General features: G+C 72.4%; 15 protein-coding genes and 1 tRNA gene. 7 read left to right on the top strand and 9 right to left on the bottom strand.

The annotated features are described in order from the left end of the window. Window positions 1-6: 6 nt before the first annotated feature. Together OHB41_RS12240 and OHB41_RS12235 are read right to left on the bottom strand one after the other, a co-directional pair. A complete protein-coding gene (locus OHB41_RS12240; protein ID WP_266697936.1) occupies window positions 7-1,404 on the bottom strand; it encodes a GntT/GntP/DsdX family permease in 1,398 nt (465 codons plus the stop codon). A 41-nt stretch (window positions 1,405-1,445) separates the two neighbouring features. Further along, window positions 1,446-1,964, bottom strand: a complete 519-nt coding sequence (locus OHB41_RS12235; protein WP_266697935.1) for a gluconokinase — start codon at window positions 1,962-1,964, stop codon at window positions 1,446-1,448. 130 nt (window positions 1,965-2,094) lie between these two features. On the opposite strand from OHB41_RS12235, the gene OHB41_RS12230 reads away from it, so the two are divergent. After that, complete coding sequence (locus OHB41_RS12230; RefSeq protein ID WP_266697934.1) at window positions 2,095-2,796, top strand: FadR/GntR family transcriptional regulator; 702 nt, start codon at window positions 2,095-2,097, stop codon at window positions 2,794-2,796. Between the two features lie 27 nt (window positions 2,797-2,823). Here the strand turns inward: OHB41_RS12230 and OHB41_RS12225 are convergent, their stop codons facing one another. From OHB41_RS12225 to OHB41_RS12210, 4 genes are all read right to left on the bottom strand, one after another. Beyond that, window positions 2,824-3,198: a YchJ family protein gene (locus OHB41_RS12225; protein ID WP_266697933.1), complete on the bottom strand. Its 375-nt coding sequence runs from the start codon at window positions 3,196-3,198 to the stop codon at window positions 2,824-2,826. Between the two features lie 142 nt (window positions 3,199-3,340). Further along, window positions 3,341-4,720: a M1 family metallopeptidase gene (locus OHB41_RS12220; protein ID WP_266697932.1), complete on the bottom strand. Its 1,380-nt coding sequence runs from the start codon at window positions 4,718-4,720 to the stop codon at window positions 3,341-3,343. A gap of 74 nt (window positions 4,721-4,794) precedes the next feature. After that, entirely contained in the window at window positions 4,795-8,670 is a 3,876-nt protein-coding gene (locus OHB41_RS12215; protein ID WP_266697931.1) for a Pls/PosA family non-ribosomal peptide synthetase, read from the bottom strand. A gap of 305 nt (window positions 8,671-8,975) precedes the next feature. Beyond that, a tRNA-Leu gene (locus tag OHB41_RS12210) sits at window positions 8,976-9,060 on the bottom strand. A 189-nt stretch (window positions 9,061-9,249) separates the two neighbouring features. Here OHB41_RS12210 and OHB41_RS12205 point away from each other — a divergent pair. From OHB41_RS12205 to OHB41_RS12195, 3 genes are all read left to right on the top strand, one after another. Continuing rightward, complete coding sequence (locus tag OHB41_RS12205; protein WP_266697930.1) at window positions 9,250-10,575, top strand: M20/M25/M40 family metallo-hydrolase; 1,326 nt, start codon at window positions 9,250-9,252, stop codon at window positions 10,573-10,575. Between the two features lie 144 nt (window positions 10,576-10,719). Continuing rightward, window positions 10,720-10,953 (top strand): chaplin ChpH, encoded by a 234-nt coding sequence (gene chpH / locus OHB41_RS12200; RefSeq protein WP_266697929.1) that lies wholly within the window; start codon window positions 10,720-10,722, stop codon window positions 10,951-10,953. Window positions 10,954-11,134: 181 nt separating this feature from the next. Beyond that, the gene (locus OHB41_RS12195) at window positions 11,135-12,091 is read left to right on the top strand and encodes a chaplin (protein WP_266697927.1); all 957 of its coding nucleotides are present in this window, start codon (window positions 11,135-11,137) and stop codon (window positions 12,089-12,091) included. Between the two features lie 146 nt (window positions 12,092-12,237). On the opposite strand, the gene OHB41_RS12190 is transcribed toward OHB41_RS12195, so the two are convergent. After that, window positions 12,238-12,426, bottom strand: coding sequence for a DUF5703 family protein (locus tag OHB41_RS12190; protein WP_215186758.1), 189 nt, complete (start codon window positions 12,424-12,426; stop codon window positions 12,238-12,240). Between the two features lie 47 nt (window positions 12,427-12,473). Between OHB41_RS12190 and OHB41_RS12185 the strand changes: the two genes are divergently transcribed. Further along, window positions 12,474-13,181, top strand: a complete 708-nt coding sequence (locus OHB41_RS12185) for a hypothetical protein (protein WP_266697926.1) — start codon at window positions 12,474-12,476, stop codon at window positions 13,179-13,181. A gap of 114 nt (window positions 13,182-13,295) precedes the next feature. Here the strand turns inward: OHB41_RS12185 and OHB41_RS12180 are convergent, their stop codons facing one another. Together OHB41_RS12180 and OHB41_RS12175 are read right to left on the bottom strand one after the other, a co-directional pair. Further along, entirely contained in the window at window positions 13,296-15,632 is a 2,337-nt protein-coding gene (locus OHB41_RS12180) for a helix-hairpin-helix domain-containing protein (protein WP_266697925.1), read from the bottom strand. Beyond that, on the bottom strand, window positions 15,629-16,612 hold the full coding sequence (locus tag OHB41_RS12175; protein ID WP_266697924.1) for an aldo/keto reductase: 984 nt from the start codon (window positions 16,610-16,612) through the stop codon (window positions 15,629-15,631). Before OHB41_RS12175 ends, OHB41_RS12180 begins: the two co-directional genes overlap by 4 nt. Before the next feature lie 151 nt (window positions 16,613-16,763). Here OHB41_RS12175 and OHB41_RS12170 point away from each other — a divergent pair, with 151 nt between their 5' ends. Together OHB41_RS12170 and OHB41_RS12165 are read left to right on the top strand one after the other, a co-directional pair. Next, complete coding sequence (locus OHB41_RS12170; RefSeq protein WP_266697923.1) at window positions 16,764-17,819, top strand: LLM class F420-dependent oxidoreductase; 1,056 nt, start codon at window positions 16,764-16,766, stop codon at window positions 17,817-17,819. A gap of 237 nt (window positions 17,820-18,056) precedes the next feature. Then, window positions 18,057-18,845 (top strand): ferritin-like domain-containing protein, encoded by a 789-nt coding sequence (locus tag OHB41_RS12165; protein ID WP_266697922.1) that lies wholly within the window; start codon window positions 18,057-18,059, stop codon window positions 18,843-18,845. Window positions 18,846-18,860 lie beyond the last annotated feature (15 nt).

Raw genomic sequence — 18,860 nt, 5'->3', positions numbered from 1 at the left:
GTACCCCTAGATCACGAGTGACAGCAGGAGGACCAGTCCGCCGGCCACCACGGAGATGATCGTCTCCATCACCGACCAGGTCTTGACCGTCTGGCCGACGCTCAGCCCGAAGTACTCCTTGACCAGCCAGAAACCGGCGTCGTTGACATGGCTGAAGAAGAGCGAGCCGGCGCCGATCGCCAGGACCAGGAGCGAGGTGTGCGCGGTCGACATGTCGGCGGCGAGGGGGGCGACCAGGCCGGCCGCCGAGATGGTGGCGACGGTCGCCGAACCGGTCGCGAGCCGGATGGCCACCGCGATCAGCCAGGCGAGCAGCAGCGCGGGGATCGACCAGTCCTTGGAGATGTCCAGGATCATCTGGCCCACACCGCAGTCGATCAGCGTCTGCTTGAAGCCGCCGCCCGCACCCACGATCAGCAGGATGCCCGCGATCGGCGCGAGGGACTTCTCCACCGTGGTGGAAAGGCGGTCCTTGGTGAAACCGGCCGCCCGGCCCAGCGTGAACATGCCCACGAGCACGGCCGCCAGCAGCGCGACCAGCGGCGAGCCGATGACGTCGAAGACGCGCTGCACCTTGTGCGCGGGGTCGTCCACGACGATGTCGACCAGCGCCTTGGACAGCATCAGCACGACCGGCAGCAGCATGGTGGCGAGGGTGGCGCCGAAGCCGGGGCGCTTCTCCAGCTCCTCGGAGGCGCGGGCGGGGATCATGCGGTCGGGGGCCGGTACGTCCACCCAGCGGGCCGCGTACCGGGAGAAGACCGGGCCCGCGATGATCACCGTCGGGATGGCGACCAGGACCCCGAGCGCGAGCGTGACGCCGAGGTTGGCCTTGACTGCGTCGATCGCGACCAGCGGGCCGGGGTGCGGCGGGATCAGGCCGTGCATCACGGACAGGCCGGCCAGCGCCGGGATGCCGATGCGCATCAGGGAGTAGTTGCCGCGCTTGGCGACCATCAGGACGACCGGGATCAGCAGCACGATGCCGACCTCGAAGAACAGCGGCAGTCCGATCACGGAGGCGATCAGCACCATCGCCCACGGCATGGCGCGGCCGCCCGCCTTGGCAAGGATCGTGTCGACGATCTGGTCGGCTCCGCCCGAGTCGGCGAGCAGCTTGCCGAGTATCGCGCCCAGGGCGATCAGGACGCCCACACCGGCGACGGTGGAGCCGAGGCCGGTGGTGAAGCTGACGATCACCTTGTCGAGCGGCGCCCCGGCGACCGCGCCGAGCGCGAGCGAGCCGATGGTCAGGGCCAGAAAGGCGTGCAGCTTGAACTGGGTGATCAGCAGGACGATGACGGCGATGCCCGCCAGCACGGCGACCCCCAGCTGGGCATGGCCCGCGGAGGTGATCGGCTCGACGGCGTCCGCTGCCAGCATCTCGACGCTGAGTCTGGTCACGGTTTTCCCTTGCTCTGAGAAAGGTCTTCGGACAGGTGGGGTTACTGCGAGGGCTGGTCGAGGGACCGGAGCGCGGCCACGGCCCGTTCGGTGATCTCGTCGGGGCCGCCGGAGACGTCCACGCGGACGCCCGCCTCGTCGGCTTCCAGCGGCTGGAGGGTGGCGAACTGCGAGTCCAGCAGCGCCGTCGGCATGAAGTGCCCCTGACGGTGCGACATCCGGTTTTCGATGAGCGCGCGGTCACCGGTCAGATGCACGAAGACGATCCCGGGTGCCGCGGCCCGCAGCCGGTCGCGGTAGCCGCGCTTGAGCGCCGAACTGCTGACGACCCCGCCGAGTCCCTCGCGCTCGTGCGCCCAGCGGCCGATGGCGTCCAGCCACGGCCACCGGTCCTCGTCGCTCAGGGGGGTCCCGGCCGTCATCTTGGCGATGTTGGCCTGGGGGTGGAAGTCGTCGCCCTCGGCGTACGGAACGCCGAGCCGGGCCGCGAGCAGGGGACCGATTGTGGTCTTTCCGGTCCCTGCGACGCCCATGACCACGACGACATGGGGGGTGCTCATCGCTGCCTCACCGTCTTCGTCGACATCTGATGTCGACGACACTGAAACCTATTAGGTACGACTAATTCAAGTACGTGTGACATATAAGTCTGACTTTTTATCCGTGAGCTCGGCCTCGTACCCTGACCCCATGAGCACACGGGGCCGGGGGCTGCACGGACAGGTACTGGACTCCCTCGGACCGGCCATCACCGCCGGCGAGTACCCCCCGGGGAGCGTGCTGCGCACCGACGAGCTGGCCCAGCGCTTCGAGGTGTCACGGTCCGTGATGCGCGAGGCGGTCAGGGTGCTGGAGTCCATGCACCTGGTGGAGTCGCGCCGCCGGGTCGGTGTGACCGTCCGTCCCAAGGTCGAGTGGAACGTCTACGATCCGCAGGTCATCCGGTGGCGGCTGGCCGGCGCCGACCGCCCCCACCAGCTGCGCTCGCTCACCGTGCTGCGCTCCGCCCTCGAACCCGTCGCGGCGGGACTGGCCGCCCGGCACGCCACCGCCGCGCAGTGCGCCGAACTCACCGAGTGCGCCCTCGGCATGGTCGCCACCTCACGCGGTCACCAGCTGGAGGGGTATCTCGTCCACGACGTCGCCTTCCACCGGGTGATCCTCAACGCGTCGGGCAACGAGATGTTCGCGCGCCTCGGCGACGTCGTGGCGGAGGTGCTGGCGGGCCGTACCCACCACGAGATCATGTTCGAGGACCCCGACCCCGCCGCCGTCACCCTGCACGTCCAGGTCGCGGAGGCGGTCCGCGGGGGTGACGCCGCCCGCGCCGAGGAGCTCACCCGCGAGATCACGGTCGGCGCCCTCCAGGAACTCGACATCCTGGCGCCGTGACCGCCCCACGGCCGTGACCTGCCGGGACTACTCGGCGAACTCGCCGTCCACGTAGACCCAGGCGCCGTCGACCCGCTCGAAACGGCTCCGCTCGTGCAGTGAGCCGCCCCGGTAGGACGCCCGGAACGTCACGGTCCCCGTGGCGTGGAAGGCCGACCCCTGACCCGTCCCGAGGATCTCCAGACCCGTCCACCTGGTCCCGGGGTCGAACTCCACCCGGGGCGGCCGCGTCCGCGGATGCCAGGTCCGCAGCAGATACCCCTCGTCCCGCTGGACGAACGCGCTGTACCGCGACCGCATCAGCGCCTCGGCGGTCGGCGCGGCGGCCTCACCACGGTGGAAGCGCCCACAGCACTTCGCGTACGGCTCGGGCAGCCCGCACGGACAGGTACGACTGGTCATGGCCGCCATTGTCCCCCAGGCCGCGTCCGCCCCCGCCCGCGCGTCGGACCGGCGGGCGGGCGGGGGCGGACGCGGAGGCGGCGACGTGCGGCGCCCCCACGGCGTCCGGTGGGGCCGGTGGGGCCGGTGGGGTCGATCCGCCCTACGCCGAGTCCGCGTTCGTCGGCGGGTACGTGGGCCGCGCCGGAAGCGGTGCCGTCAGGACGGGCAGGGGCGGCAGCTTCGGCGTGTGCAGCCACGCCCCGAAGAGGTCGTCCAGCGGCTCCGCCGCGTACCGGGCGACATGCGCGAGGAACGCCGCCGTGCTGACGGCGCCACCCCGGTGCAGGGCGGCCCACCCGCGCAGCATGCGGAAGAAGGCCGTGTCGCCCATCGCGCAGCGCAGGGCGTGCAGGGTGAGCCCGCCGCGCTCGTACAGCCGGTCGTCGAACATCAGCTTGCGGCCCGGGTCGGACAGCACCAGGTCCTGCGGCCGCACGGCGAGCTTCCGGTGCGCCACCGCGGCCAGTTGCTGTGCCGTGCGGCCGCCCGACCGCTCCGACCACAGCCACTCCGCGTACTTCGCGAACCCCTCGTTCAGCCAGATGTGCCGCCAGTCCGTGATGGAGACACTGTTGCCGAACCACTGGTGCGCCAGCTCGTGCGCGACCAGCCGCTCCAAACCGCGCGACCCGTCCACGTGGTTCGCGCCGAACAGCGACAGTCCCTGCGCCTCCACCGGGACGTCGAGCTCCTCCTCCGTCACCACCACGGCGTACTCCCCGAACGGATACGGCCCGAAGAGCTCCTCGAACAGCTCCATCATCGCGGGCTGCCGCGCGAAGTCGCGGGAGAACTCGGCGAGCAGATCCGCGGGCAGATGCCCGGACTGCGGCACACCACCGAGCCCCGGGTCGCCCAGCAGCACCGTCTGGTACTTCCCGATCGACAGCCCGACCAGATAGCTGGACGTCGGCGCCGCCTGCTCGTACACCCAGGTGGTGGTCGACGCCTTCGTCGTACGGGTCAGCAGTCTGCCGCCCGCCACCACCGTGTACGCCGACGGCGTCGTGACCGAGATCTGGTACGAGGCCTTGTCGGCCGGCCGGTCGTTGCACGGATACCAGGACGGCGCGCCCACCGGCTGGCTCGCCACCAGCGCCCCGTCCTCCAGCTCCTCCCAGCCGAGCCCGCCCCAGGGGCTGTTCACCGGCTTGGGGTTGCCCGCCCAGTGCACCTCCACGGTGAAGGCGGCCCCGGCCCGGATCGGCTTCGCCGGGCGGACCCGCAGCTTGCCGCCCCGGTGCGTGTAGTGCGGCGCCTTGCCGTCGACCCGGATCCGGCCGATCCGGAAGTCGGCCAGGTTGAGCTGGAACTCCGCGAGCGCGCCCCGGCCGGCTATCGCGTTGATCCGCGCGGTGCCGGAGAGCCGGTTCGGGCCGGGGCGGTAGTCCAGCGCGAGCTCGTACCGGTGCACCCGGTAGCGGGGATCACCGTTGGCCGGGAAGTACGGGTCCGATCCCACTGTCTGCTGAACGCTCACTGCTGCGTGTGCTCCCTGCGCTGTGCTCGTACGACGTGCCGGTGCACCGTCCCCGGACGCCGTACGGGCCGCGCCTAGGAACGCCATGCCTCGATCGGGTTGCCCAGCCAGCGGGTGTCGTCGGGAACGGATTCCGCCGCCATGACGAGCGACGCGGGTCCCAGTGTGCTGCGCGCCCCGACTGTGCTGCCGGGAAGGACGATTCCGCCCGGGCCCAGGGTGGCGCCCTCACGGAGGACCACATTATCCGTCCGCAAGATCCGGTCGTGGAAGAGGTGGGTCTGCAGCACACAGCCGCGGTTGACCGTGGAGGCGTCCTCCAGGGTGACGAGATCCGTCTCGGGCAGCCAGTAACTCTCGATCCAGGTGCCCTTGCCGATCCGGGCGCCCAGGCCGCGCAGCCACGCGGTCATCAACGGCGTACCGGGCACGGATCCGGCCAGCCACGGCACGGCCACCACCTCGACGAACGTGTCCGCCAGCTCGTTGCGCCACACGAACCCGCTCCACAGCGGGTGCTCGCCGGCCCGGTGCCGGCCCACCAGCAGCCACTTCGCGACGATGGAGAGCACCGCGGCGGCGGCGCCCGCGGCGAGCAGCACCACTCCGCTCAGCGCCCAGGCCCAGGCCCCGAGCGCGCTGAGCGCGGCGACGGTGAGCACGGCCAGCGCGGCCGAGCAGAACACCGGCACGATCCTGCACAGCTCCACCAGACCGCGGGCCCACAGCAGCCGCGCGGGCGGCTCGTAGGTACGGCTCTGGTCGCCGTCCTGCGTCGCGCGCGGCAGCTTCACCGGCGGCAGTCCGAGGTAGGAGCTGCCCTTCTTGGCCTTCTTCGGGGTCGCGGAGAGCACGCCGACCAGACCGCCTTCCGGCACGCTGCGGCCCGGCGCGGTCATCCCGGAGTTGCCGAGGAACGCGCGGCGCCCGATCTCGGCCCGCCCGATGCGCATCCAGCCGCCGCCGAGCTCGTACGGCGCGGTCAGGGTGTCGTCCGCGAGGAAGGCGCCCTCGCCGACGGTGGTCAGGCTCGGCAGCGCCAGCACGGTGGAGACCTCGGCGCCCCGGCCGATCTTCATCCCGAGCAGCCGCAGCCACACCGGTGTGATCAGTCCGGCGTACAGCGGGAACAGCGTGTCGCGGGACCGGTCCATCAGCTGGGTGACCGTCCAGGTCTGCCAGCCGACCCGGCTGTGCGTCGGGTACGTGCCCTCACGCAGTCCGAGGCTGAGCAGCCGTACGCCGACCATGATCAGCAGCGCGTACGTGAGCCCGAAGGCGAGCGTGGCCGGCACCAGCGCGACCGCGGCGCCCCGCAGGGCCTCGCCGAGACCGGCGTCCGGCGTGACGAACCGGCTCGCCACGAGAAGCGCGGCCAGGCCGCCGAGCAGCGGCAGCGCGGTGAGCGCGAAACCCGTCGCGCCGTACATCGCGCGCCAGTACGTGCCCCGGCGCGGGCGCTCCTTGGGCCACGCGCGCTTCGCCTTCCCGAGCTTCACGGCGGGCGCTCCGGCCCAGCGCTGCCCGGTGGGGACCTGTCCGGCGACGGCCGAGCCGGGCGCCACCTCGGCCCGCTTGCCGACCCGCGCCCCCGGGAAGAGGATGCTGCGGGTGCCGACGACGGCGTGCGCGCCCACCTTCACCGCGCCGATCTCCAGGCGGTCACCGTCCAGCCAGTGCCCCGACAGGTCCACCTCGGACTCGACGGCGGCACCCCGGCCCAGCTTGAGCAGGCCGGTCACGGGCGGCAGCGAGTGCAGATCCACGTCCGTGCCGACCTTGGCGCCCAGGGCGCGTGCGTACCGCTCCAGCCAGGAACCGGTCAGCGAGGTCGCGCCGCTGAACTCGGCCAGCCGCTCGGCCGTCCACAGCCGCAGGTGCACGCTGCCGCCGCGCGGATGACGGCCGGGCCTGACGCCGCGCATCAGCAGCCGGGCCCCGCCCGCCGCGATCGCGAGCCGCCCCGGCGGGCTGAACAGGACGAGGGCCCCGGCGCCGACGAGCCACCACGAGGTGCCCGGCGCCCAGGGATAGGGGCCGAACCAGTGCAGCACGTTCCCGAGCGCGGCCAGCGCCACGGTCCAGCGCAGCCCGAGCAGGGTGAAGAGCGGGACGAGCACGAGCAGCTGGACGACCTTGGCGCGCAGCGGTACGGGCGCGATGACGCGCTCGGCGCCGTCGTCCTGCGCGGACTTCTCCAGGTGCCGGGCCAGCTTGCGCAGCACGGGCTGCTGGTAGATGTCGAGCACGGCGGCGCTCGGGTAGCGGGCGCGCAGCCGGGTGGTGAGCTGGGCGGCGCCGAGACTGCTGCCGCCGATCGCGAAGAAGTCGTCGGAGGCGCCGCCCACGGCTATGCCGAGGACCTCGCTCCACTGCTCGGCGAGCCAGGCCTCGGTGCCGTAGAGCTGTTCCTTCGCCCCGCCGGTCTCCAGGCCCTCCAGCGGCCAGGGCAGCGCGGCGCGGTCGACCTTGCCGGACGTCCGGGTCGGCAGGTCCTCGACGGGAGCGAGCAGCGGGACGAGGGCGGCCGGCAGCGCGGCGCGCAGCTTCTCGACGGCGCTCGCGTGGTCCCAGTCGTCCCCGGTGACGACATAGCCGACGAGGAGCTGGTTGCCGCCGCGGGCGGTGCGGACGGCGGCCGCGGCGCCGGCGACGCCCGGCAGGGACTGCAGGGCCGCGTCCACCTCGCCCAGCTCGATCCGGCGGCCGCCCAGCTTGATCTGCTCGTCGGCCCGCCCGAGGAAGACCAGTCCTTCGGGTTCGGCCTTGACCAGGTCACCGCTCCGGTAGGCCCGCTGCCAGCCGAGCGACTCCAGCGGCGCGTACTTCTCCGCGTCCTTCTCGGCGTCGAGATAGCGGGCGAGCCCGGCCCCGCCGATCACCAGCTCGCCGCTGTCGCCCATGGCGACCGGCTCGCCGGCCTCGTCGACGACGGCGAGCTCCCAGCCGTTGAGGGGCAGGCCGATACGGATGGGCTCCTCGCCGGTCATAAGGGAGGCGCAGGCGACGACGGTGGCCTCGGTGGGTCCGTAGGTGTTCCACACCTCGCGGCCCTCGGTCACCAGACGCTGCACCAGCTCGGGCGGGCAGGCCTCCCCGCCGAAGATCAGCAGCCGGACCTCGTTGAGGGCCTCCGCCTCCCAGAGGGCGGCCAGGGTGGGCACGGTGGAGACGACGGTGATCTCCTGCTCGACCAGCCAGGGCCCCAGGTCGGCGCCGCTGCGGACCTGGGAGCGCGGCACCGGCACCAGGCAGGCGCCGTACCGCCAGGCCAGCCACATCTCCTCGCAGGAGGCGTCGAACGCGACGGAGAGGCCCGCCATGACCCGGTCGCCGGGACCGATCGGGTCCTCGGTGAGGAAGAGGTCCGCCTCGGCGTCGACGAAGGCGGCGGCGCTGCGGTGGCTGACGGCCACGCCCTTGGGCCGGCCGGTGGAGCCGGAGGTGAAGATGATCCACGCGTCGTGATCGACTCCGGGCCGCGCGGCGGGAACCTCCGAGACGCCGTTGACGGTCAGCCGGTGCCCGGCCCCGACGACCGCGCGCACCCCGGCTTCGCCGAAGACCAGCTCGGCCCGCTCGTCGGGGTCCTCGGCGTCCACCGGCACGTAGGCCGCGCCGGCCGCCAGTACGGCGAGGACGGCGACGTACAGATCGTTCGTGCCCGAGGGGACGCGGACGCCGACGCGGTCGCCGAGGCCCACCCCGGCGTCGCTCAGCCGCGTGCGCAGGGTCTCGACCTCGACGGACAGGGCGCGGTAGGTGAGGCTGCGGTGTCCGTCGTCGAGGGCGGGCTCGTCGGGGTACGCCCGGACGGAGGCGTCGAGGATGTCGACCAGGGTGCGGGGAGAGGCGGCGCCGGAGGCGGAGAAGCGCGCCGGGTCGCCGAACTCCGCGCGCACCTCCTCGTCGAACAGTGCGAAAGCGGGGCCTTGCTCGAGGGCTGCCATCAGGTCCTCACGAGTTGATCCCGGAGCGTCCGGGGCGCTGGGGGGCCCGCAGGTATGCCTGGGGATATTCCGGTCCAGCTCCAAACAAGCGTGGAATTTTAGTACGACGCTAGCCCCGTGCCTGGTCATCAGCCATGCGAGGAGGCCGCCCGATGCATCGGAACCGATCATTCCGGCGTGGGGGCGACGCTCTGACGTGGGGGTATGTCAGCCTGACGAGATCTGCCCCACATCCGTCCGTGACGCGGCGAACACAACGAGCGAGGGCCACGACCTGATGGTCGCGGCCCTCGCTCGTCACTGTGTGTCCGAGGGGGGACTTGAACCCCCACGCCCGATAAAGGGCACTAGCACCTCAAGCTAGCGCGTCTGCCATTCCGCCACCCGGACAAGGTGTCTGTCGCGCGGGGTTTCCCTCGCGGCGACAGAGGAAACATTACCAGGCTTTCGAGGGCCTCCCGATCACACCCCGTCGCCGCGTGAACGGCGCGTGACGGACCGGGTCCGGCCTTGGGCCGGGCAGGGGGTGGGGGAGAGGATGAGGGGGGACCACCAGCAGTGACAGTGGGAGGAAGCAGCGTGAGCGAGTCGAACACGACCAGGAGCGTCTCCGGCGAGGACGAGGTCGTGGACCTCTGTCGCGAGCTGATCCGGATCGACACCAGCAACTACGGCGACCACTCCGGGCCGGGTGAGCGCAAGGCGGCGGAGTACGTGGCCGAGAAGCTCGCCGAGGTCGGGCTCGAACCGCAGATCTTCGAGTCCCACCCGGGCCGTGCCTCCACGGTGGCCCGTATCGAGGGGGAGGACCCCTCGCGCCCCGCGCTGCTCATCCACGGGCACACGGACGTCGTGCCGGCCAACGCGGCGGACTGGACCCACGACCCGTTCTCCGGCGAGATCGCCGACGGGATGGTCTGGGGCCGCGGCGCGGTCGACATGAAGGACATGGACGCCATGACACTGGCGGTCGTACGGGACCGGCTGCGCACCGGCCGCAAGCCGCCCCGTGACATCGTCCTCGCCTTCCTGGCGGACGAGGAGGCCGGCGGCACCTGGGGCGCCCGGCACCTGGTCGACAAGCATCCGGACCTCTTCGAGGGCGTCACGGAGGCGATCGGCGAGGTCGGCGGGTTCTCCTTCACGGTCAACGAGAAGCTGCGGCTGTATCTCGTCGAGACCGCGCAGAAGGGCATGCACTGGATGAAGCTGACCGTGGACGGCACCGCCGGGCACGGTTCGATGATCCACCGGGACAACGCCATCACCGAGCTGTCCGAGGCCGTCGGCCGACTGGGCCGGCACAGGTTTCCGGTGCGGGTGACCAAGACCCTGCGGCACTTCCTCGACGAGCTCGGCGACGCGCTCGGCACCGAGCTCGACCCGGAGAACATGGACGAGACGCTGGCCAAGCTCGGCGGCATCGCCAAGCTCATCGGCGCCTCTCTGCAGAACACCGCCAATCCGACCCAGCTGGGTGCCGGGTACAAGGTCAACGTGATTCCCGGGCAGGCGACCGCCCACGTCGACGGGCGCTATCTGCCGGGGTACGAGGAGGAGTTCCTGGCCGATCTGGACCGGATCCTCGGCCCGCGGGTCAGGCGCGAGGACGTGCACGCGGACAAGGCGCTGGAGACCACCTTCGACGGCGCGCTGGTCGACGCCATGCAGACCGCGCTGTCCGCCGAGGACCCGATCGCCCGCGCCGTCCCGTACATGCTCTCGGCCGGCACCGACGCCAAGTCCTTCGCCGACCTCGGGATCCGCTGCTTCGGCTTCGCCCCGCTGAAGCTGCCGCCGGAGCTGGACTTCGCGGGCATGTTCCACGGGGTCGACGAGCGGGTGCCGGTGGATGCGCTGCAGTTCGGTGTGCGGGTGCTCGACCGGTTCATCGAGGCGTCCTGACGTGTTGACCCCCGCAATCGACCGTGTGTACGGAGGTCGCCCGGGACGAGTGAATCCGACGATAAGCTCGTAGCTCCATTACTCCTTCCTCGTTACAGGTGATGCGATCCGAAGCTGGGATCGCATTGCCAACAAGGAGGAATAATGATCAAGAAGGTCGTCGCTGCTGCGGCTGCCACTGGTGGTCTGGTTCTCGCGGGTGCGGGCCTGGCCGTCGCCGACTCGGGTGCTCAGGGTGCCGCTGTGCACTCCCCGGGCGTCGTTTCCGGCAACGTCATTCAGGTGCCCGTTCACATCCCGGTGAACGTTTGCGGCAACACGGTCTCCGTGATCGGGCTGCTGAACCCCGCCTTCGGCAACACCTGCATCAACAACTGACGTTGTGCCCCACCCCCTGACGTCCGGCTCCGCGAGGGCCCGGCTTCACGAGGGGCTGAGCGGTCGGCCCCGGAGCGCGCGCCACGCGCCCCGGGGCCGACCGGCTTCCGCGCACGCGCCGGTATGGGTGCGCGCGCTTTCCGGATGGTCCAAGCCGAGGACTAAGGCAGGGAAAACAGCTATGCGACAGGTCACCCGCAAGGGCCTGATGACCGTGGCGGCCGCGACCGGCGTGCTCGCCGCGACCGGGGGCTACGCGCACGCCGACTCGGGTGCGAGCGGCTTCGGTTCCAACTCGCCCGGCGTGCTGTCGGGCAACACGGTGCAGGCGCCGGTGCACGTGCCGGTCAATGTCTGCGGAAACACCGTGAACGTCGTCGGGTTGCTGAACCCGGCGGTCGGCAACACATGCGTCAATCAGGGCGGCGGCGCGTCCTCCGGCGGTCACGGAGGGGGTTACGGGGGTGCTCGCGGTGGGGGCGCGCACGCCGGCGGACACGCGGTCGGCTCCCCGGGGGTCGGCTCGGGCAACCACGTCCAGGTACCGATCGATGTGCCGGTCAACGTCTGCGGCAACAGCGTGAACGTGGTCGGAATCGGCAACGGGGCACTGGGCAACGCGTGCGGGAACGGCGTCGGCGACCACCAGACACCTCCTCCGGGTCACCCCGGTCACCCGGGTCAGCCTGGTCACCCCGGGCATCCCGGTCACCCGGGTCAGCCCGGCCACCCGGGGCACCCCGGATATCCGGGTCAGCCCGGCCACCCGGGACACCCCGGTCACCCGGGTGAGCCTTGTCCTCCCGGTCAGCCTGGGCACCCGGGTCACCCCGGTCACCCCGGACATCCGGGTCACCCTGGCCACCCCGGTCAGCCGGGTACTCCGGGCCAGCCCGGAACTCCCGGAACTCCCGGAACCCCGGGCCGGCCCGGAACTCCTGGTACCCCGGGTCAGCCCGGAACGCCGTCCACCGCGTACCCCGCCCACCCCGGGACGCAGTCCGTCTCCCAGCCGCACAGCGCCGCGCAGCTCGCCCACACCGGCAGTGAGCTGCCGCTCGGCGCGGTGATCCCGGTCGGCGCGGGCGCGCTCCTGGCGGGCGCCGTGCTCTACCGCCGGGCGCGCGCGAGCGCGTAACCGGCACGACGGACAGGCCGGGGGACAGGGGCGCGCGCGGTGGCACCGGCACAGGCGTCATCGCGACACCACCCGCGTTCCCCGGTGGCGCCGCGACCGGAGGGGCCCCGCACCGGCGGGGCCCTCTCCGTCTCAGTCGCTTCCGCTCACCACGTGGCACGCACCTGGCGGATGATCCGCCGGCGCAACCGCACCCTGCGGCTGCCGTCGCGATGCAGCGTGAGGCGGTCCAACTCCCAGTGTCCGTACTCCGCATGGTCCGTCAGCAGGCGTGTGGCGTCCTTGCGGGAAACCCCGCGCGGAACGTACACGTCGACAAATTCGTATTCCGGCATCGCATCTATTGTGCGGGCAGAGGCCGTGTACGGATAGCGTCTGCACTATGTCTGATGCTGTGCAGCCCACCGCTGCCGAGGTACGCGCCGCCGCCGAGGCTGTCAAGACCGCACTCGACCGCCACCTGGCCGCGGTCGAGCGCAGGTCGGGCGATGACGACCCGGCCGTCTACGAGGCGTTCAACGAGCTGGCCGCCGCGGCCGAGGAGTACGACGAGCTGCTCTACGACCGCTACGACGAGGTCACCCCCTTCGAGATCCCCTCCGGCGACGACACGCTGCCGCCGTACACGGGCCCCGAGGAGCCGAACGCCCTGAGCGTCCTGATCCGCCGGGACTACGCGGTGGTGGAGCCCCAGCGACTCCTGGCGCAGGCCCAGCGGGTGGAGGCGGTGGAGGAGGACGGCGCCACCGCGGCCGCGGGCTTCGACGCGGCGTCCGGCACGGTGCACGGGGCGCTCGGTGTCCTGTTCGGCGAGTTCGAACCGGACGAGATCGCCTCCCGGCACAAGGAGTTCGGTCTGGAGGAGGGCGACTCCACGCTCTGGGTCACGGCCGCGGACGACCCGGCCGAGCCCGGCGAGTGGCTGGAGACCCCCTTCGAGGCGATCGACCCCCAGCGCGTCGTCTGCCGTTTCGACGTCAGCGCGGTCTTCGACGACGAGTCGGACGACGAGGAACTGGACGACGACCTCGACACGGACGCCGAGCTGGACGAGGACGGAGACCTGGAGCCCCTGGACGCCGATCGCTGACCCCGGCGTGAGGAGGTGGCGGTCACCGGAGCCCGGTGGCCGCCACCTTTTTGTCCATGAGCTCCGTCGGTGGGCTTCCCCGGTGAGCACCGCCCGGAGGCCCGTCCGTGAGGCTCAGCCCGCCGTCGGGACCTGTGCCCTGAGCAGAGCCGGCAGGCGCGTGGTGCGCGGCTTCTGCGGCACCTCGGCCACCGCCCGCTGCAGCGCCTGCTCCACCCCGTGGACCACGGACAGATGGCGCTCGGCGCGGCCGAAGGCGGTGTAGACCCACGGCCTGGTCAGGGCTGCCGCCGCGTCGCCCGGCAGCACCACGACCGCGGCGGGCCAGCGCAGGCCGACCGCCTGGTGCGCGGTGAGTGCCCACCCGAGCCGAACGGACTGCTCCACCCGCTCCTTCGGTACGACGACGGGGGCACCCGAGCAGTCCAGGTGCAGCCCGTCGGCGTCGGCCTTCACCACCTGACCCGGCAGGGTCCGGCCCGGCACGGGGGAGTACGCGATCCGGTCGCCCGGGTCGAAGCCCCCGAAGCGGCCGGGGCCCGGGTTCAGCCGTTCCTTGAGCGCGGTGTTGAGCGCGCGCGTGCCCACCGCGCCGCCGTGCCCCGGAGTGATCACCTGCGTCTGCTCGGCCGGGATGCCGATCGCGCGCGGCACCGAGTCCGCGACCAGCTGCACGGTGCGGTGCACCGCCTCGCCGGCGTCGCGCACCGGCACGATCACGACCTCCTTGCCGGGAGCCTCGACCTGGTTCAGCTCGCCGATCCCGACCCCGGAGACCAGCTCCCCGACGGGTCCCGGGTCCGGCGTCCGCGAGGCGACCTGTGGGCACACGCGGGCGGCGAGCAGGTCCGCGAAGACCCTGCCGGGACCCGCCGACCACAGCACCCCCGGGTCCCCGCTCAGCACCAGCCGCGCGCCGTCCGGCAGCGACTCGGCGAGCACGGCCGCCGTCTCCACGTCGAGCTGGGGCGCGTCGAGGACGACGAGGAGGTCGAGGTCCAGGGCGCCGTCCGCGTCCCGGCCCGGGCCCTCGGCGCCCGACAGCAGATCCGCGACGGTGACGACGGCGGTGTCCTCGACGGTGACGACGGTGGTGTCCTCCCCGCCCTCGGGGCCGTCCGGCAGGTCGTGCGGGGCCGGCCCGGAGGCGCGCAGGTCACGGCCGTCGGCGGTGTGCGTGGCGGCCCAGGCGCGCAGGCCGAGACCGCGCGCGGCATGCAGCAGGGCCGCCGCCTCGGCCCGGGAGGCGTCCCCACCGGTGTGCAGGACCAGGCCGTGACCCGCGGCCGTGCGGATCAGTTCGGCGGCGGAGCGGCCGGCGGAGGCGGCGGCCCGTTCCCAGTCGGCCGCCGAACCGTCGTCCTTCGGTACGGAGTTCATCACCCGGGCCAGTCCGTCGGCGAGACTCTCCTCGGCCAGCGCGTACCGCTCCAGGCCCACGAGGACGCGGACCGGGCGCTCCTCGCCCTCCTCGGCGCTTTCTTCGGCGTCGTCACGCGCGGGGGCCGCCACGGGGGCCGCCGTCTCCAGCGCGTCCTGGAAGACCAGCGCGTCGCCCTCGGCGAGGGTGCTCTGCACGGCCGCGTCCGGGTCCGGGACGGCGCGCTGGGAGAGCGCGGCGGTGAGCGCGGGAGCGTCGAGGGCGGTGTGTCCGGCGAGCGCCGCCTGTTCGAGGAGCCACACCGTGAGCGCGCGGCCGCGTCGCTCGTCGTCGGGACCGCACTCCGTGCCGAGCAGCGCCCGGGCGAACCCGTCGGCCTGCTCGGGCCGCACCCCGGCGACCCGCAGCAACTGCCAGGGGTCCTCGCGCAGCTGCCCGTCCGCGCCCTCGCCCAGGGTGGCGACGACCTGCGGTGCGAGCCCGTCGGGAGCGCCGCCGCCGGTCAGGACGGCACGAACGGCCTCGACGGTCCGCGCGGCGGGAGCGGCCGGGGACGCGGCCGGGGCGGACACCGGCAGCGGGCGTCGCGCGGGCTCCGGCGCGGTGGCGCGCGGGGCCGGCTCGGGCTCGCGGAAGGCGGCGGCCACGGGCTTCGCGCCGCTCTCCACGGCCCGTACCGCCGCCAGCAGGTCGGCGGCCGTCCCGCTGAGCCCGGTACCGGCGGCGATCGGACCCCGCTTCTCCGCCTTCCGCCGCTCGATCCGCTCCCGCTCCAGCCGCTGGGCCGCCAACTCGGCCTCGGCCTCGGACAGCTGGGCGGCGGCCCCCTCGGTCCCGTCCGCCGCTTCCTCGGTCCCGTCCGAGGCTTCCTCGGTCAGGCCCTCGGCAATTTCCGACCCGCCCTCGGCGTCCCCGTCCCCGTCCGTGTCCCCGCTCGCGGAGGGCCCGTCACCGGTCCCGGGCACGTCATCGGCACCCGGGGCATCGCCGGCCCCGGGGGCGTCGGTCTCCGCCGCGGCGCCCAGGGCCCCCGGCTCCGCTTCCTCCGTGGTCTCGGGCTCCGTGCTCACAGCGTGCTCCAGTCGTGATCGGGATAGTGGTGCACGGGTGCCGACACATCGTCGAGCGCCCGGCAGATCTCGTCAGGAAGACTAAGGGCCTCCACTGACAAAGCGCCCATGAGCTGCTGCGCGTTGCGCGCGCCGACGATCGGGGCGGCGACTCCCGGGCGGTCGCGGATCCAGGCGAGCGCGACCTGGAGCGGCGTGACCGCGAGGCCGTCCGCGGCGGTCGTCACCGCGTCCACGATGCTGCTCGCCGCGTCGTCAAGGTACGGCGCGACGAAGGGCGCGAGGTGCTCCGAGCCGCCCCGGGAGTCGGACGGCGTGCCGCCCCGGTACTTCCCGGTGAGCACGCCCCGGCCGAGCGGGGAGGAGGGCAGCAGCCCGACGCCGAGGTCGAGGGCGGCGGGCAGCACCTCCCGCTCGACGCCGCGCTGGAGCAGGGAGTACTCCATCTGCGTACTTGCCAGCCGGGTCCGCGTGCCGGGCGCGGCGAGCTGCCAGGTCGCCGCCTTGGCGAGCTGCCAGCCGCAGAAGTTCGACACGCCCGCGTACCGGGCGCGGCCGCTGCTGACCGCGAGGTCGAGTGCCTGGAGGGTCTCGTCCAGCGGGGTGCCGGGGTCGAAGGCGTGCACGTGCCACAGATCCACGTAGTCGGTGCCCAGCCGCTGGAGCGAGGCGTCGAGTGCCGACAGGAGGTGTCCGCGCGAGCCGTCGAACCGCCGGTCCGGGTCGGGCACGCTGCCCGCCTTCGTGGAGATGACCAGGTCGCGGCGCGGCACCAGCCCTTCTATGAGTTGTCCGAGCACGTACTCGGCCTCCCCGTCGCCGTACACGTCCGCGGTGTCGACGAGGTTCCCGCCCGCTTCCCAGAACACCTTCAACAGCTCCGCGGCGTCGTGCTCGTCGGTGTCCCGCCCCCAGGTGAGGGTGCCGAGTCCGATCCGGGACACACGCAGGCCGGTACGGCCGAGATGCCTCTGCTCCATGGACGCCGAGATTACTGGCCAGAACTCACCTCGTGGTGGCCCTGTGGACAACCCGGATGATCAGAGCCGGAACCCGTTCCGGTCAGAACGCCCGCCCGCGCGCTAGGGTCTCCCGCACAAGGGACGTTACTGATCGGTAAGGGGATCGGCCATGCAGCTCGGGATCAACCTCGGCTACTGGGGTGCCGGAATGGACGCGGACAATCTGGCCGTCGCCCAGGAGGCCGACCGGCTCGGATACGCCGTCTGCTGGGCGGCCGAGGCCTACGGCTCCGACGCGGCGACCGTGCTCAGCTGGGTCGCCGCACAGACCGAGCGCATCGACGTCGGCTCGGCCATCTTCCAGATCCCGGCCCGCCAGCCGGCGATGACCGCGATGACCGCCGCCACCCTCGACTCGCTCTCCGGCGGCCGCTTCCGCCTCGGCCTCGGTGTGTCCGGGCCGCAGGTCTCCGAGGGCTGGTACGGCGTCAAGTTCGACAAGCCGCTGGCCCGGACCCGCGAGTACGTGGAGATCGTGCGGAAGGCGATGACCCGGGAGCGGCTCTCGTACGAGGGCGAGCACTGGACGCTGCCGCTGCCGGGCGGCCCGGGCAAGCCGATCAAGCTGACCGTGCACCCGGAGCGCGAGCACATCCCGCTGTACGTCGCCGCGATCGGCCCGAAGAACCTGGAGCAGACCGGTGAGATCGCCGACGGCGCGCTGCTGATCTTCCCGTCGGCCGAGCATCTGGAGGACACCGCGATCAAGTTCCTGCGCGCGGGCCGGGAGAAGGCGGGCCTGACGATGGAGGGCTTCGACGTCTGCCCGACGCTGCCGCTCGCCGTCGGCGCCGACCAGGACGTGACGGCGCTCGCCGACACGTTCCGCCCGTACACCGCGCTGTACGTCGGCGGGATGGGCAGCCGCAAGCAGAACTTCTACAACCAGCTCGCCCAGCGTATGGGGTACGAGAAGGAGGCCGCCGAGATCCAGGACAAGTACCTGTCCGGCGACAAGGAGGGCGCCGCGGCCGCCGTCCCGCACGCGCTGATCGACCAGACCACGCTGCTCGGCTCCGTGGGCCGCATCGCCGACCGTATGCAGGCGTACGCGGCGGCCGGCGTCACCACGCTCACCCTGGCGCCCGCGGGCTTCACGCTCGACGACCGCATCGCCTCGCTCCGCGCCGGCTCCGACGCCCTGGAGCGGGCCGGTCTGGCGTAACGCGACGGATTACTTCGACATACTCCGACCGGAGAGTTCCGCGGCCGTGGTGGGGGCTCGGGGGTCTTCCCCGCCACGGCCGTCACCGTGAACAACGCGCGGGAGCCCGCTCGGTTACGCGCCCCGGCCTCCCGGTCCCTCCTTCGTTCGGCGGATTTGTCCGACACATCGGTTGCCGGGTCCCCGGCATCCGATTTGACTCGTTTTCTGCGCGGAAACTGCGGAGAGGTGCGAGTCATGCTTTCGGCCAAGAGTCTGTTCCAGGAGATCCTCGACAACGACGAGTCGTTCCGGCTCTTCTGCTCCATCGCCGCCAGCGGGGAATCGCAGGGCGGCTGGGAGAACGGGCGCATCGCCGCGCTCGTCCCCCCGGGCGAACGCGGGCTCGCGCCGAAGATCGCCCGGCACGGCGCCGACGAGGACAAGCACGGGCGGATCTTCAACGCCCTGATGAAGAAGCGGGGTCTCGCCCCGGTCGCCGTCCCGGCCGACACGGACTACACGATCCTCCTCGAACGCCGGGGCATCGGTCTCGCCCACGAGAAGCTCAGGAGCGAGCAGCCGCTCAGTGTGCGGGACATCGTCACGTATCTCGCCCACAGCAGGGTCACCGAGCAGCGCGCCTCCGAGCAGATGGACCTGTTGCGCAGGCACTTCGCGGACCATCCCGAGCTCGGCCGCGCCGTCCGGATGATCTCCGACGACGAGGACAGGCATCTCGCCTACTGCCACGAGGAGCTGCTGCGCTTCGCCTCGGCCGGGCACGGCCACGCCATCCAGCGGACGCTGCGCGCCTGCGCGCTCGCCGAGATTCGCGTCTACCGGGACGTCAGTCTCGCCGTGACTGCCCACATGGGGCGCATCCTCGGCTGGCCCCGGGGGAAGGCGTCGACGCTCACCGCGGGCATCCACGCCGTCTACGCCTACGAGCGGGCTGGCGGCTGGCGGCGCATGGTCTCCCTGAGGATGCCCGAGCGGCGAGACGCGCTGGGCGGTCCTCCGGCCGCGGCACACGAGTTCGCGTGATCGCCGGCCGGGCGC

This window comes from Streptomyces sp. NBC_01571, assembly GCF_026339875.1.
Lineage (GTDB): Bacteria > Actinomycetota > Actinomycetes > Streptomycetales > Streptomycetaceae > Streptomyces.
Note: the sequence above shows the minus strand (reverse complement) of the source record. Positions and strands in the feature narration are given on the sequence as shown.